This is a genomic window from Solitalea agri (assembly GCF_023914155.1).
Taxonomy (GTDB): Bacteria; Bacteroidota; Bacteroidia; order Sphingobacteriales; family Sphingobacteriaceae; genus Solitalea; species Solitalea agri.
Window position 1 is genome coordinate 118,656 of record NZ_JAMWYS010000024.1, and the last position, 14,798, is coordinate 133,453.

12 protein-coding genes are annotated in these 14,798 nt (G+C 37.8%); 4 read left to right on the forward strand and 8 right to left on the reverse strand.

Annotation, left to right across the window (positions count from 1 at the left end; translation table 11 throughout):
• Window positions 1-126: 126 nt before the first annotated feature.
• From NF867_RS05180 to NF867_RS05215, 8 genes are all read right to left on the reverse strand, one after another.
• Window positions 127-1,212, reverse strand: a complete 1,086-nt coding sequence (locus NF867_RS05180) for a serine hydrolase domain-containing protein (protein WP_252586537.1) — start codon at window positions 1,210-1,212, stop codon at window positions 127-129.
• Window positions 1,213-1,521: 309 nt separating this feature from the next.
• Complete coding sequence (locus NF867_RS05185) at window positions 1,522-2,361, reverse strand: DUF4846 domain-containing protein (RefSeq protein ID WP_252586538.1); 840 nt, start codon at window positions 2,359-2,361, stop codon at window positions 1,522-1,524.
• Between the two features lie 179 nt (window positions 2,362-2,540).
• On the reverse strand, window positions 2,541-3,053 hold the full coding sequence (locus NF867_RS05190) for a hypothetical protein (protein ID WP_252586539.1): 513 nt from the start codon (window positions 3,051-3,053) through the stop codon (window positions 2,541-2,543).
• Window positions 3,043-3,828, reverse strand: coding sequence for a DUF695 domain-containing protein (locus NF867_RS05195; RefSeq protein WP_252586540.1), 786 nt, complete (start codon window positions 3,826-3,828; stop codon window positions 3,043-3,045). Before NF867_RS05195 ends, NF867_RS05190 begins: the two co-directional genes overlap by 11 nt.
• A 233-nt stretch (window positions 3,829-4,061) precedes the next feature.
• A complete protein-coding gene (locus NF867_RS05200; RefSeq protein ID WP_252586541.1) occupies window positions 4,062-4,571 on the reverse strand; it encodes a hypothetical protein in 510 nt (169 codons plus the stop codon).
• A 114-nt stretch (window positions 4,572-4,685) separates the two neighbouring features.
• Window positions 4,686-5,063 (reverse strand): hypothetical protein, encoded by a 378-nt coding sequence (locus NF867_RS05205; protein WP_252586542.1) that lies wholly within the window; start codon window positions 5,061-5,063, stop codon window positions 4,686-4,688.
• A 321-nt stretch (window positions 5,064-5,384) separates the two neighbouring features.
• Window positions 5,385-7,496, reverse strand: coding sequence for a DNA topoisomerase 3 (locus NF867_RS05210; protein WP_252586543.1), 2,112 nt, complete (start codon window positions 7,494-7,496; stop codon window positions 5,385-5,387).
• A gap of 500 nt (window positions 7,497-7,996) precedes the next feature.
• A complete protein-coding gene (locus NF867_RS05215; protein WP_252586544.1) occupies window positions 7,997-10,459 on the reverse strand; it encodes a DUF5723 family protein in 2,463 nt (820 codons plus the stop codon).
• Window positions 10,460-10,749: 290 nt separating this feature from the next.
• Here NF867_RS05215 and NF867_RS05220 point away from each other — a divergent pair, with 290 nt between their 5' ends.
• The 4 genes from NF867_RS05220 (at window position 10,750) to NF867_RS05235 (ending at window position 14,703) form a co-directional block, all read left to right on the forward strand.
• On the forward strand, window positions 10,750-11,502 hold the full coding sequence (locus NF867_RS05220) for a hypothetical protein (protein WP_252586545.1): 753 nt from the start codon (window positions 10,750-10,752) through the stop codon (window positions 11,500-11,502).
• A gap of 156 nt (window positions 11,503-11,658) precedes the next feature.
• Window positions 11,659-12,219, forward strand: a complete 561-nt coding sequence (gene scpB / locus NF867_RS05225; RefSeq protein ID WP_341870028.1) for an SMC-Scp complex subunit ScpB — start codon at window positions 11,659-11,661, stop codon at window positions 12,217-12,219.
• Window positions 12,220-12,364: 145 nt separating this feature from the next.
• On the forward strand, window positions 12,365-12,577 hold the full coding sequence (locus tag NF867_RS05230; protein ID WP_252586546.1) for a hypothetical protein: 213 nt from the start codon (window positions 12,365-12,367) through the stop codon (window positions 12,575-12,577).
• A gap of 236 nt (window positions 12,578-12,813) precedes the next feature.
• The gene (locus NF867_RS05235; RefSeq protein WP_252586547.1) at window positions 12,814-14,703 is read left to right on the forward strand and encodes a hypothetical protein; all 1,890 of its coding nucleotides are present in this window, start codon (window positions 12,814-12,816) and stop codon (window positions 14,701-14,703) included.
• Window positions 14,704-14,798 lie beyond the last annotated feature (95 nt).

Consider the following 14,798-nt stretch of genomic DNA (forward strand, 5'->3'; position numbering starts at 1 on the left):
CTTTTTATACCGGTCTTTAAGACCTCTATATCATTTGCAGTCGTAAGTCTCGCTTCGCTAAGACTTACGACAACGCGGGGATTGGGCTATCGAGAACATGAATTTATAAGACAATTCACCTAATCTTTAATAACTGCCGTAATTTTCTTTCAGCTTTCTCATTAGAACTTTAACGCCTTGTTGTGTATCCTGATTAAAAGAATTGGTGAAAATAATATAAGCCTTCTCTTTAATTCTGTCAATTTGAACAAGTGTGTAGTAAGTTCCTACTGTTCCACCGTGAGTCGAAAACTCTTTATTGCCTTCGTAAATATTATACCATCCTAAAGCATAGTTTTTAATCCCTTTGAGGATAAATTGATAAGTTTCGGCTTTTAGGTAATTATTCTGACCGTTAAGTCCTTGTAAATTGAGTTGAATAAATTTGATATAATTTTTCAGTTGAATGTTCAAATCCCCTGCGGGTTCGGTATAATCTAAGTGAAAATCAATTGTAGAGGGAACAGGAATAAGCGTTCCATTTTCAAAACGATGTCCCCAGGTATCTTTGTGTTGTTGATTTTCAGGCCAGGAAAATTGTACCGCCAATTTCAAATCTTTATTAAAAACCTGATCAACCAACTCCTCCCAACTTTTACCACTTATTTTTTCCAACATCAGGGCAGCCAAAGTATAACCTGCATTTGAATAAATAAACGGATGTTGGTCGTCGAGTTGGACAGGTGCTAATGTCAATACAAACTGTCCAAATAGTTTTCTTCTTTCCTGGGGTGTTCCTTTAAAAGCTGGAATTTCGGGATCTCCTTCTTCCCCTTGGAGTGGTGCTATTCTGGCTTTGTGAGAAAGCAGGTCTTGCAAGGTAATAGTTGCATAGCCGGAATCGCTTTTTCCTTTCCAATCAGGAAAAAGGTCGAAGAACCGGGTTGTCCAACTCATTTTGCCGCTTTCTACATATTTAGCAATAATAAAAGCAGTCATTGCCTTGGTATTCGAACCAAGATGGAACCGATCATTTAAAGTAGCAGTATCAGGAAGACTGATGGAATGTTTCCCCAAGGCTGCAATTTCAAATGTCGATTTACTGTCAATTACCGCGTATGACAGTTCAGGAATGTGGTAGTAATTTCGAATAGAATCAGCAAAATGAACCGTAGTTTGCCCATAGCAGTGAGTTGAAATGGCAAAAAACAAAATGGTTAGCAAGCACTTCATTTTTGTTGATGAATTACAGCAGATAAGACCATTGATAGTTAACCCTTAGTGTGTAGAAAACTTCAATTCCACCTGCACGTTCTATAAAAATAACTAAAAAAAGTGCGACGAATAAAGCGCCCCAATAAAATTTGAGTTTCATGCTTCGTGGATTACAAACATAGATTGTGTGCCTTTTTAATTTTGAAACTTCAATTAGATCCCCAATCAATTTCACCAACTATAGAGTGGAGCCATTATATCTATTGAGGTTTATTTGCTGGGGGAAGAGACATTGCGCTAAGACTTACCACAACGGGTAATAATTTTCTATTCACTAGTAAATCTTCTAATATTGGTTTCTTTAAAAATATACCTTGCCGTAATTGTCGGGTTTTTAGTTGTACTCAATTTATACCATGGATCTAATTGGCTATCAAATGGATTTGTTATGATGTGTATAGATTGAGCGGGTGTATATCCTTCAGCTAATAAATAAACTTTTTCTCCCTTAGCGTTAATTGCACTTCCAACAATAATTACTGCGTGCCCAGGACTGCCGGGTGTAACTATTATATTTCCTGTTTTTATTTCCCTATCACTTTTAATCTTTTGGGTTTCTCTATTTAAGGAGATCGTTCCTGCATACGTAAAAAGTATATCAAGGTATTTTCTATAACTTACATAGCTATCATCCTCAGTGGCTGCCTGCCGAAAAAGTACCTTTTCATTTGATTTCACAATTGGTCTGATTCCATTTTTGTAGTCATTCCATTTAAATAAATCACCACTGGTAAAATGAAATTCTATTTGATCATGCTTTTTTTGTTCCCACAAATAGTCAGCGCGTAACCTTATAACGGCATCCGCACATTGCTGAAGATCCTTGCTTCCTATATCTTTTTTAATTACAGCAATATGTTCAAATTGGTTACTGATTGGTTTATTATTGTAATCTAAAATTTCAGCGCCGTATTGCTCCAGCTTCATGTTTCGAAGATATTCTCCAAAACTACCCTTCTCATCTATTACCCAGTTAAATCCCTTTGGTGGTTTAATTCTTTCCGAAACAGTTTTGCCCTTAATGGAGAACTTATCAGTCGGTTTATCTGGTTTACAACTGAAAAAAGTAAACATTGTCACGGTAGCTAATAAATACAAACGATACATAAGCGTCTTGATAAATTTCAATGAGGTATGATGTTTTTTGAGCTATGAAGCATTAGCACTAATGTTTCAGTTTGCCGAAGGCGCGATGAAAAACGCGCTTAATTGTCAGCCATGGTGCAAGATATTAATTTGGTTTTGGTTTCAAATTTGCCCTTGGTAAAGCAGGCGTTAGCGGTAGTTTACTTATTTTGCCATCTTCCATTTTCTGCCAATTTATAAGATAAAAGCTTTTCTCTACCAGTTCCGCAATCGAGGTTGTTTTCTATCCATTCCCGTATCAATATCCTTTTGGTATAAGAGTTATAAGCCGGACGAGAAATACAAACATAACCCTTGTTGAATTTCCGTCTCCAAAGGACAGAATACATAAAATCTTGTTCCTTAAGTGGCAATAGCTCTTTAAAATCTTCGTTTGAAACAACTCTTACATTTTTAAGCCTTTGGGAGTCCCATCGATAATTTGAATCTATAATAAGCGGTTCAAGATAATGTTTGACATTGCTTTTGATTCTTCTTGGAAAATCTGGTTTGTTAATTGGGTGAATGAAAAATTTTCGACCTGTTACTATCGTATCCAGTCTAGGAAGATAGTATTCATTAATAAATAGATAGGATTGTTTCTCATCAAGATATCTATATGTAACCCCAAGCTGGCATAAACATTTTGTTGGCGGTAGTTTTTCATTCCGCATCTTTCAGTTTACCAAGTATGTCGTTATACAAAGTCCAGTTTTTGTCAGTCAATATTTCGAAATCGAATTTTCTTTGATCTCCAGATGTTTTTAAGAACTCTAGAATGTTTGGAGCTTCGTCCTTGTCGTTAGTCACTAGGTAAAAATGTCTCAGGCCTTTATGTGTGTCCCTAAATACATAATAATTTCTTACTCCATTTTTTGTCAGATTATTTTCTATAAAGAACTCAAAGTCATTCATTTCATCAAGCTCTTTTTCACTTGGCAACAATGAATTTTCTTCGGCTTTGTATTGAGTTGTGATTTTTATGAAATGACAAAATTCCTCCTTGTGTGGAAATTGTTCAAAAGCTGCATTACCTATCAGTAAGAAAGGATGTCCATCCTGATCAAAGTCCGCAGTCTTAAACTCTTCCGGAACTGCATATGTGTCCCGGTCAATTGGTTTATTGGGGTCAGTGTTCCCAATATCAAATCCGTCATACGAGTCCAACTTATACTTCTCTGCTTGTTTATACAACTCCTCATTCAGTGCGAAAAGAGATTTAGGATTGTGCTTTTCAACTCTCTCCACATGAAGCCAGAATAGTTTGTCTTCGTCTTGATGAATGTCAACGAATTTGTAGTTCTCACCCTTCAACTGGTCCGCGAGTTTCTCAAGTTGGTCTGACGTTTGATTTGTGAAAAAATAACCATAAAGCATTTCGCTGTCCGTGTTAACACCATTGGATTTCATGTTATTAAATAACTCTTCAATCTTATCTAATCCAATCATGTTGTTCTTAGTTTTGACTTGTGAATCACAAGAGCTTGTTACAAGTACTATTAAGATAATTTTTATTAGTTGTCTCATCTTCATTGAAAAATTACCGCCAACGGATGGCGCTTGACGCAGGTGCGAAAAAAGTTCCGTTCCATTGTCCAGCGTGACGAAAGTAATTTAACGTATTGGGATTTGCAAGTTGCACATCGCCCGCAATTGCGTTCAATCGCTTATTATGAGCTGTATTACTCTTTTCCTGTCATGTACCACTCAATAATTTCCTGTCTTGATTTATTGAGATATTCCATAGCAAATGGTTCTCTTGCAAGTGTTTTTAATTGCTGTCTACCTGAAGATTCGTCACCGCTTAATATTAGGCAAAGTGCTTGATTAAGTTTTGTGAAATTATAATTCTTATTTGTCTGATTCAATGTGTCCAATATGGCATTAAAAAGTGTTAATGAGCGATTAAAATATTTTTTACTATTCAAAGAGTCACCAGTTCTTTCAAGCATTAATCCTTCGAACATTGGTAAGTCAGGATTTGTCGGCTTTATCCGTTGTAAATGCTCTAATGTCGGAATTGTCTCTTTGTACAGTCCTAAGCTATTTTTAATTGAAAACATGTTCCAATATGCAGCAAAGAAATTGCTATCAAGTCTAACGGCACTGTCTAAAAGCGATAGGGCTTTTAATGAGCTATCTCGATTAAGCGGTAGGATCGAAAGCGCTTTTTTATTTAATTCCTTTGCCATTGGATTTGTCGATTTTTTCTCTGTTGACCTGTCACAGGAAATGAAAATTAAAAGAAAGATAATTCGTAATGCTGTCCTCATAATATAGCGCATAATTAGTTTTCACATGCACTCCTAGTGCATATAAAGTTCATATACTTTTAAGTCAGTTAATGAGAAGGCTTTAGGTATATAATTGTAGTTGTTTTTTGTTTTTATGTAGACCTCTTTATTCTTTACATAGATTGAATCGACAATACTTGGGTTTATGTTTTTTATTAATGAGCTCACCATGCCTTTGTTTATCAATTCTCCATTTAAAAAATAAGAGGGGGATTTGTGTGTTGTATCAGCATACCAAACCACAGGAATAGAGTCATTCTTATATATTGGGGACGCAATTGTTACTCCTGCGATTGTCCCAGGCGATTGATTTGTTTTTGCATTCGTAGGGTTTTGTCCGAAAACACTAGCTGCTAATAATATTGAAGCAAAAAAAAGGAGTAGTTTCATATTTGCCTAAGATATCTATTCTCCCTTATTCTCCAAATCTTACTACTACTAAACCATCTTCATCCCAGTCCTGAAATGGTTCAAAGCAGTTCAGAACCAGTCTTCACTTGGTTATAAAGTCGGGAGTAAGTACTTCGGAACGAGGTAATTACTGGTTCTTAAGCAGGGGGAGGATGCTTAGGCAAGCCCCATCCCTCAGCTTATATAAAAGGGTAATTATATTTCCGAACCAAGTACTAGCTATTTCCGAAGCTGCTAGAAGTACTTTAAAGGCTCTTTTACCTACTTCACTAACTATGTATTATCCGGATCAAGATCGGGTTATTCCACTTTTACCTCAAACGTAGCATCCAACACCAACTTCCCTTCCACTTCTTTTCCATCCACACTAAACCCTTTTATTTTACCGGTTTTGCCTTTGCTGAGCAGGTCGGCTAGTTGTTTATCGCTTAGTTTTTTGCCAAATACTTCAAACGGAACTTTAAACCCGCATACTTTAAAATTGGCACATCCATAGGCGGTATTCCCTTTTTTAAGCACGTGCTCTTTGCATTTGGGACATTTCAGTTCTTCAATAGCAACGGCCTCTTTAGGAGCTTTGGGTTTCGCTTCTTTTTTAGGTTTTTCTTCAGTTTTAGGAGCTTCGTTTACAATAGTGATCACTTTGCCGATGTTGCTCTTCACTTCTTTAGTTAAGTCAACCACCATTTGAATGAGCTCCTGCTTAAAGGTATCAGATGCATATTCGCCTTTTTCAATCAGTCGGAGTTTGCGCTCCCAGGCACCGGTCAATTCGGCACTTTTCAGCAGCTCATTTTGGATGGTATCGATCAGATCCATGCCCGTTTGTGTGGCAAAAAGGTTCTTCTTCTTCTTTTCGATGTATTTACGCTTAAAAAGCGTTTCTATAATATTTGCTCGGGTTGATGGCCGCCCAATCCCGTTATCTTTCATCAATTCGCGCACTTCTTCGTCGTCCACCTGTTTACCGGCGGTTTCCATAGCACGGAGCAAAGTAGCCTCTGTATAAGGTTTAGGCGGTGAAGTTTTCCCCTGATGCACCCTTGGTTCATGCGGACCGCTCTCTCCTACCTCAAAAACCGGCATAATGCGTTCTTCTTCCTCGCCTTCTTTCTTCTCGGTTTTATCATTGGCGTAGAGTTCCTTCCAACCGGGCTCTAAAATCTGTTTTCCGGAAGCCTTAAATTCCACCTGTCCCACTTTACCTAATACCGTTGTATTTGAAACCTTACACTCGGGATAAAATGCAGCGATAAACCTGCGGGTAATTAAGTCGTATACCCGTTTTTCATCAGTACTCAAACCCACCGGCAATACCCCAGTAGGAATAATGGCGTGGTGATCGGTCACCTTTTTATCATCGAAAACAGTTTTAAGCTTAGGGATGGGTTTAGCCAATATAGGCGCCGTAAACTGACTGTAATACGTCAACTGCTCCATAATACCGGCTATTTTAGGGTGAAGGTCTTCCGAAAGGTAAGTGGTATCAACCCTTGGATAAGTCACAAACTTTTTCTCGTATAAATTCTGGATGTATTTCAGCGTTTCATCAGCCGAGTAGCCGTATTTTTTGTTGGCTTCCACCTGTAAGGAGGTTAAGTCGAACAAACGCGGATTACCTTCTTTTCCTTCTTTCTTCTCGAATGAAGTAATTTCAAACAAATGCTGTTTAAGGTACTCCAAGCCTTTTTCGGCTTTCTCTAATGACCGTAAACGGTCAATAGTAGCGGTAAATTCGGTATCGCGGTAAATGGTTTTTAGCTCAAAATATTCCTCCGAAACGAAAGCATTGATCTCTTTCTGTCGCTGAACGATCATAGCCAAGGTAGGTGTTTGCACCCTACCGATCGACAAAACCACTTTCCCCTGTCCAAACTTTTTGGTAAACAAACGCGTGGCATTCATGCCCAGCAGCCAATCGCCAATGGCGCGTGCACTGCCCGCAGCATATAAATTATTGAACTGCTCGCTTGCTTTTAACTGCTTAAAGCCATCTTTGATAGCTTCCTCGGTTAATGAAGAGATCCAGAGGCGTTTTACCGGTACATTACATTTGGCTTTTAGCAAAACCCATCGCTGAATCAGTTCTCCTTCCTGGCCCGCATCACCACAGTTGATCACTTCTTCACAACCGGCAACCAAATTTTCAATTACCTTAAACTGCTTCTGTACTCCACCATTATCAATCAGCTTGATGCCGAAACTTGGCGGGATCATTGGCAGGTCTTCCAAACGCCAGGCTTTCCAACGCTCGGTATAGTCATGAGGTTCTTTCAGCGTGCAAAAGTGACCGAACGTCCAGGTAACCTGGTATCCATTACCTTCATAGTAGCCATCCTTTCGTTGTTTGGCTCCTATTACTTCGGCAATATCTTTGGCAACACTGGGTTTTTCGGCTATGCAAACTTTCATATTCAATTATACTACACTCAGCTTAATTTTTAAAGGGCGACAAATATCGCTTAAAAGCGGTAAATAATCATTTTAATTAACAAGTTCTAAAAAGCATTGTGATATGCTGATTGTAGTCGGCCTTCGACTTCGCTCAGGCTGACGTTTCAACTCTGGTCTCGCTGAGCGCAGTCGAAGCGTTGTCTCAAATTCGGTCTAAGCCTTCGACTTCGCTCAGGCTGACGTTTCAACTCTGGTCTCGCTGAGCGCAGTCGAAGCGTTATCTCAAATTCGGCCTAAGCCTTCGACTTCGCTCAGGCTGACGATTCCACTCTGGTCTCGCTGAGCGCAGTCGAAGCGTTGTCTCAAATTCGGTCTAAGCCTTCGACTTCGCTCAGGCGGACCTTCTCTCTCTTGTCAGCCCGAGCGAAGTCGAGGGCCGAAGCGCAAAAAAACAAAGGCTCGCAAAAGAGTTTCCTCTAAGCGAGCCTTTTTATAATCAGATTGGAAGTCTTTCTTTTTTACTTGAAGATAACCGTCATTTCAACACGACGGTTTTGCTGACGACCTTCTGCTGTAGCATTATCAGCAATTGGTTTATCAGGACCGAAAGAGTTTACTTTAAATCGATTAGCCGCAACACCTTTTTTCACCAGGTAATTTTTAACCGCGTTTGCACGGTTTTTCGACAACAACATATTCGTTGCACGTTTACCTACGTTGTCGGTATGGCCTTCAATTTTCAGAATATACTCAGGGTTTTCTTTCATAATTGAGGCAAGGTCTGTCAACGAAGCGAAAGACACTTTCTTAATGATCGCATTACCGGTAGTGAACTCCAGGTTATCAAAGGCTTTTTCCAAAATCATTTTGGTTTCCTCTTTAATTACAGGGCAACCATGATTTGCAGGATCACCAGGAGTGATCGGGCATTGATCGTCTTTATCTAAAACGCCATCACCATCGGTATCAGGATAAGGACAACCTTTGTTTTCAACCGGACCAGCAACTGAAGGACATGCATCAACCTCGTCTTTTACTCCGTCACCATCAGCATCTCTTAATGGACAACCGTTTAATTCAGGTAAACCTTTTTCATTTGGACATTTATCCTGCGGATCAACGATTCCATCACCATCGGTATCAGGACAACCGCCTAATTCTTTTGGACCGGCTAAGTCAGGACATTTGTCTTCGCTATCGATAATACCGTCGTTATCAGTGTCTGGGCAACCGCCAAACTCTTTTTTACCTGCAATTTCAGGACATTTATCCTCACTATCAACAACACCATCATTATCAGTATCAGGACATCCACCGAACTCTGCTTTACCCGCTACCGTAGGACACTTATCTTCGCTATCCTGAATTCCATCATTATCGGTATCTGGACATCCACCAAATTCTGCTTTACCAGCAACCTCTGGGCATTTATCCTCTTTATCCTGAATTCCGTCTTTATCCGTATCAGGACATCCCCAGAACTGAACTTCACCAGGAACTTTCTTACACTTATCTTTTCTATCAGAGATCAAATCGTTATCACGGTCTCTAGGATGTTTCTTCAACACCGGAATACGAACTCCGAAATGAATATCAGCAGCTTTGATATCTTCTTTTCCAAAAACAGGCGCTATGGTATTGGTTCCGATCATGAAGGTTCCCATACGCAGCGTAAAGCCCATATTCAAATCCTGGTGGCCAGAATAAGTCACCGGCAAATAAACACCGAAATGACCGGTTTCAACACGTGGGGTAAAGCTGTACATATTCACATAATGCGCACTTACTTTACTCTTATCGTTCATCGGCACATAAGCATTAGCATTCAGATATATGCCTCTCCAAACGTGATAGTCGAAGTTGGCATTTAAAGCCGTTGGCAAACTAAACTTATAGTTTTTCTCTTTGACTCCTGAATTTCCGAAGTCTGCGTCCAAATAATCTGTAAATTCTTTTAAATCGGTAGGATCAGGCAAGCCTGACATATCATAATTATCCCGGTTAATTTTATAATCACGACTAAAATTTCCTTTTTCAAATTTCAGCGGACCACCAATATCGGTAACTGAAATGGCAGCCTTGAACATGTATTTGTTAACATCCTGACGAACCCGGTTTTTCACCTGATCCATCTCGTAATAGAAGTTTCTATACTTTGGACGGAATTCATAAACCAGGCCTAAGTCAAAGGCTGCAGATGCTGAACCTCCTATTTTATCACTTTGAAAATCGCCTGTATTCGGATCAAAGTTGTTGGAGTGCCCAATGCTTAAATCTGTAGTGATTTTAGCGATCCCGTTTTCAGGATCGTTAACTTGCATGGAAATCTGTTTACTGTTGATATAAGCTGAAGCGTATCCCCTAACATATTTAACAGAAACGGCACCTTTTAAAAAGTTTTTCTCTTTATTTAAAAGCACGCGACCGAAAGTTGCACCGATCTCGCCATAACCAATGGCTGATGTTTGGAAATTATTCAGTACAATCGGTTTACCTTGCAATGCATCATTTTTGAAATCATCCTGAGCCAGGGTTGAAAACTCACCACTTACTCCATCAACATTAACAAAAGCGTTTGCCTTGGTAAACAAACCGAAGCTATACTGACGTTTTTTGCCAAAAGTGAACATAAAAGAGGGTCCGAAAACAGTAGTGTTCCCTAATCCTGAACGCATTTTGTTATCATCAGCAAATGACAAGTAAGGATCTATCTCATCCTTAACATTCAGTTTCAGAAAACCCTTATCGAAGAAATAATTACGATTTAAGGTTCCGAAATCGTTGGTAAAGCTTCCAGAAAAGCTTACAAGGTTGAAATCGAACGTGTAACGACTGTCAACTATTTCGGCAGGATTATAATAAACATTATAAATACCTGCATAATTACTTCCACGTAAGCTTAAAAACTGCTGAGCCTTAGAAATAGAAATTGTTGAACAGAAAATTAAAAAGAATAAAAAAAGTGAGTAAAGTCTCCTCATTAATATTAGGTTAGGTTAATTAAAAATTTACTTCCATTACTGCTAATTCACTGATCAATAATTATTTAATTATTAATCAATTGTTTGGCAAATAAAGTAAAAATACTGCTGGAAAAGAAATATTTACAACAATTGCCTAATATCACAAAAATATAACTCTTAATTAATAAGGAATAGCCCGCTTTTTTAAAGAAAAAGCATTTAACTACCTAACTAACAATAAAATAGCTTTTATAAATTAACCGAGAAGTAGATTATAAATAGTAAATTTAGATAAACCCCTCATTGCTATGAAATACAAATACTACTTCTGTTTGCTATGCTTTTTATTAGCATTCGCTACCACGGGTTTCGGCCAGGCAACTGACTCACTGAAGCCCCAACTAAAAAACACCATTAAGTTCAATTTAAGCTCTCAGTTAATTTATGGTAAGGCGGCCTTATTCTCTTATGAACGTATTGTTGGCACTAACGAAGCATTTAATGTTCAGGTTGGTTATGTAGAATTACCCAAAATCCTAAAGGGAGGAAATGCTGAAATAGTTGAAAAACGGAGTAATTCGAGAAGTGGTTTTACCATTGGAGGAGACTATCGGTTTTATTTAGGTAGTGAAAACCGCCATAATGCCCCTCGAGGAGTATACGTGGGCCCTTATGCTTCGTACTACTCTTTTAAAAGCAATAAACTGGCTGCTGTACAAACAAATAGTGGAGGCACTACTGATGTAACCCTTGACACTAAGATCAACGTTCTTAATATTGGCGGTCTACTCGGCTATCAATTCATTATTAAACGTCGTATAGCACTCGACTTAATCCTTATCGGTCCTTCTATCTCTAACTATTCAGCCAGAGTGAAATTAGATGGTGATTTATCAGATGTTAATGTTGACGAAAAAACACAAGAATACATAAAGGCATTAGCCGAGCGTTTTCCGTTTTTAAAAGATTTGGCGAATGACAAAGAGTTCAAAGCGAATGACACAAACTCGTCATGGTCGGCCGGATTTAGGTATTCTTTAAGTATAGGCTACCGGTTTTAACGCTTACTAACTATTCATTCTCATATATAAATCCATCTGGATTAACATTACATTAATCCACTACAACAACTAAAGGTTTAAAAATCAAACAATTAGCAAAATTTAATATTTTTTTTTGCTGCCAAAAGAGATATTCTATTTTTGCGAATGATGGAAATGATTCAACAACATATTGAAGCCCTGATATTTGCTTCAGAACAAAGCATAACTACGGCCGAAATCATTGCTTGCTTAACCAGTGTGAGCGAACAAGAGGTTAGCGGTAGTCTGGTTGATGAGACCATTGAATCCATCAGCAAAAAATACGAAGGAGAAGAGCATTTTTTTGAATTAGTTGCGCTGAGTGGTGGTTATCAGTTTATGACCAAAAAAAGGTTCGCACCAACAGTAGGATCATTAATTCAACATCGAAATAAAAAGAAATTATCGGCAGCAGCAATGGAAACCTTGGCAATCATTGCTTATAAGCAGCCAATAACCAAATCAGAAATTGAACAAATCAGAGGTGTTAACTGTGACTATAGCGTTCATAAGCTTTTAGAAAAAGAACTTATAACCATTAGTGGTAAAAGTGATGCGCCTGGGCGGCCTTTGTTATACACCACAAGCAAATTATTTATGGATTACTTTAGCTTAAATTCATTGAATGACCTGCCTCAATTAAAAGATATTCAGACAACTAACGGAAATGAAATTGGAGAACAGGTTGAAAATTAATTTTTAACGTGCTTTTTAGAATTTAAAAACTTTTTAATTTTGCACAAAGAGAATTTAAAGAAATAAACGACTAGAAAAACAAGCTATAACTTAGTAAATCTAAACCGAGAATCTATTAGTAGAAAATTTAAATTTGAAGAGGTAAATGAAAACGCCAAAGAAACCAATTAAAAAAACCAGCGGCAAAAGTGCAACAGAGGATCCGAAGAAAAGTATGAAGCCTCTTAATCCTAAAGATGCCAAAAACGTAAAAAATCGTTTTTTAGATGACGACGATGATGATGACATGGGAATGCCGATGGATGACTTCGGATCATTTGATGATATCGATGAGTTTGATGACGACGACAGATTTTAGTACAACTAATTTATAAAGATCTAATCCCCGCCTAAAAACGGGGATTTTTCAATTTAAAAAATTGAAAAATGAACTTTCCTCTTCCTCCTTATACAAAGACACACACCTCTTTAATCACCCTCATTACATTTTGCTTACTTGAACACTTTACAATTTACCTAGTTACCGGTATTTCATAATTAAATATTTGTAAGCATTTTCGCCGTTCGATATACTTCATAAAGAAATCCGTTTATATGCAAAAAAACTTACTTTCATTTAAGCTCTGTTCTCTCATTATCATATTTATTATTTTCTTACCCATAGCCTGTAAAAAAGGGGATTCTGATCTGGAAATTCCTAAAGAAAATATTTTGGCTCTTAATAAAACCACTGTTACTCCAGGTGACCTGGTAACAGTAAACTATGAATTACCTAAAGATAAATCATCGTGGGAGATACTGATTGGAGCAAAAAAAGTGACCTTAACTAAAATTGATGATACCACATCTGCATTTTTAGTACCTAGCATTCCTTCAGGTCAGTTGAACTTAGACTTTTCTATTGTTGGAGCAAAAGATAAACCGACCCTTACCATTTCAACTTATTCACCTGTTATCAATGCCGAACAGGTTAAAGATTCTTATTTAGCTGAACTTGACAATGCTATTACCGATGTTTCAAGTACTGAAGATGCCAATACTTTAACCGTATTTAAAGAAACTTTTAAAGCTAAATATGCCACTTTAACCGAAACGGAAAAGCAGGAGCTGGCTTTTGTACTTCAAAAATTAAAGTTTGAGATGCCTGCTATTTCAGAACAGGCAATTCATACTAAAAGTACCAATGGCATAGGCATTGATGTGCCGTCAAAATTCGATACCGATCAGGAATATCGCGCAGGTGTAATTGGTTATGTAGGACTTGTAACCGAGTCGATAGCTCTTTTGACCGTTTCTGCTGAAGCTTTAGCTGCTCCTACAGGTTATACGCAAGTACTGGGTCTTGCAGGCTTAAGCGCTTCCTTTTATACATTCAAAAAAGCGCTCGATTATAAAAGGGTATTGTTTACATATAATGGTAAGAACAAAGAGGTAATTAATCTTAAAATCCTTTTAAGCGGCCAAAACAACAGTACAAAAGCTGTTGAAGCGGTTACTTCTGCAGAACCTGAAATTGTTTTTGAAACCGGTGTTCAACGTTCATTTAATGTCAGTTCAGCATATCAAGGTGTTTCAATTGCCGATGAAAAGAACACTAATGCTTTTTTTAGAAAAATTGTCTTGGTAACCAACAAAGCCACCTCCATCTATAATGGCGTAGTTAAAGTGGTAAACAAGGTTAAATCATGGTTTTCGCGTGATCCAAAATTAATTGAACTTGCAAGTGGAATACCGGCTACTCCAACTGAGGAAATTCGTAATAGCCCTGCCAATCTGATAAAAATCGAGAATGTCTCCAATTCAGCCATTAAATTAAGCTATACCGCAAATGGAGATGTTTTAACAATCACAGCCACAAGTAGCGTTAAAAAAAAGCAAACCTTTACTTTCGACGTGGTTTACAGCTACCCGGCAATGGGTATTAATAAAAGAAAAAAAATCACGGCTAAATATGAACCGGTTGATGGTTCGGGTTGGTATGTAGGTGATTATACGTTAGCAAAAGTTTCTTATAATGGAGCTCCAAATCCAGAAAATCTAGGAAAAAAGGGTGCCTTTTATCTTTATTATTATTATGATGCGAACAAACCATCGCAATATCAAGCTGTAATTTATGCTAAAAGCGTCCTTTCTGGTATACCAAGCATTATGGCTAAAACGACGATTTACAACCCAGGAGAGTATGTAACCATTCCTCAAGTACGATGGGGCAATGGCGTACAAGCCGATAGTAAAGGATTTATAATTGGACAATTAATATTGACCCCCAATGCAAAACTTGTAAGTAATATGAATGTCGATGCAGCTTATTCTGGGCAAATTCTGTGGCAAAAGTTAAATCCGGTAGATTTGATCTATTTATATGAACCTATTGTTAATGCCTCCTATCAAGGAAAAACAGCGCCAACATCGCTTACTGCCGCCGAGTTAAAAGCAATTAATGATTATATTGCCAGTGAAAATGAAGCCGCAATAACTTTTTAATAAATAGAGGTGAATTAATGATCTTAAACGAGCTTCAATCTATTTAATGATTGAAGCTCTTTTTATTACAGGCTGACTAAACAGTCCTATTTTGA

Coding starts and splice junctions, on each gene's coding strand:
- NF867_RS05180 (WP_252586537.1), bottom strand. CDS start 1,212: ATGAAGTGCTTGCTAACCATTTTGTTTTTTGCCATTTCAACTCACTGC.
- NF867_RS05185 (WP_252586538.1), bottom strand. CDS start 2,361: ATGTATCGTTTGTATTTATTAGCTACCGTGACAATGTTTACTTTTTTC.
- NF867_RS05190 (WP_252586539.1), bottom strand. CDS start 3,053: ATGCGGAATGAAAAACTACCGCCAACAAAATGTTTATGCCAGCTTGGG.
- NF867_RS05195 (WP_252586540.1), bottom strand. CDS start 3,828: ATGATTGGATTAGATAAGATTGAAGAGTTATTTAATAACATGAAATCC.
- NF867_RS05200 (WP_252586541.1), bottom strand. CDS start 4,571: ATGGCAAAGGAATTAAATAAAAAAGCGCTTTCGATCCTACCGCTTAAT.
- NF867_RS05205 (WP_252586542.1), bottom strand. CDS start 5,063: ATGAAACTACTCCTTTTTTTTGCTTCAATATTATTAGCAGCTAGTGTT.
- NF867_RS05210 (WP_252586543.1), bottom strand. CDS start 7,496: ATGAAAGTTTGCATAGCCGAAAAACCCAGTGTTGCCAAAGATATTGCC.
- NF867_RS05215 (WP_252586544.1), bottom strand. CDS start 10,459: ATGAGGAGACTTTACTCACTTTTTTTATTCTTTTTAATTTTCTGTTCA.
- NF867_RS05220 (WP_252586545.1), top strand. CDS start 10,750: ATGAAATACAAATACTACTTCTGTTTGCTATGCTTTTTATTAGCATTC.
- scpB (WP_341870028.1), top strand. CDS start 11,659: ATGATTCAACAACATATTGAAGCCCTGATATTTGCTTCAGAACAAAGC.
- NF867_RS05230 (WP_252586546.1), top strand. CDS start 12,365: ATGAAAACGCCAAAGAAACCAATTAAAAAAACCAGCGGCAAAAGTGCA.
- NF867_RS05235 (WP_252586547.1), top strand. CDS start 12,814: ATGCAAAAAAACTTACTTTCATTTAAGCTCTGTTCTCTCATTATCATA.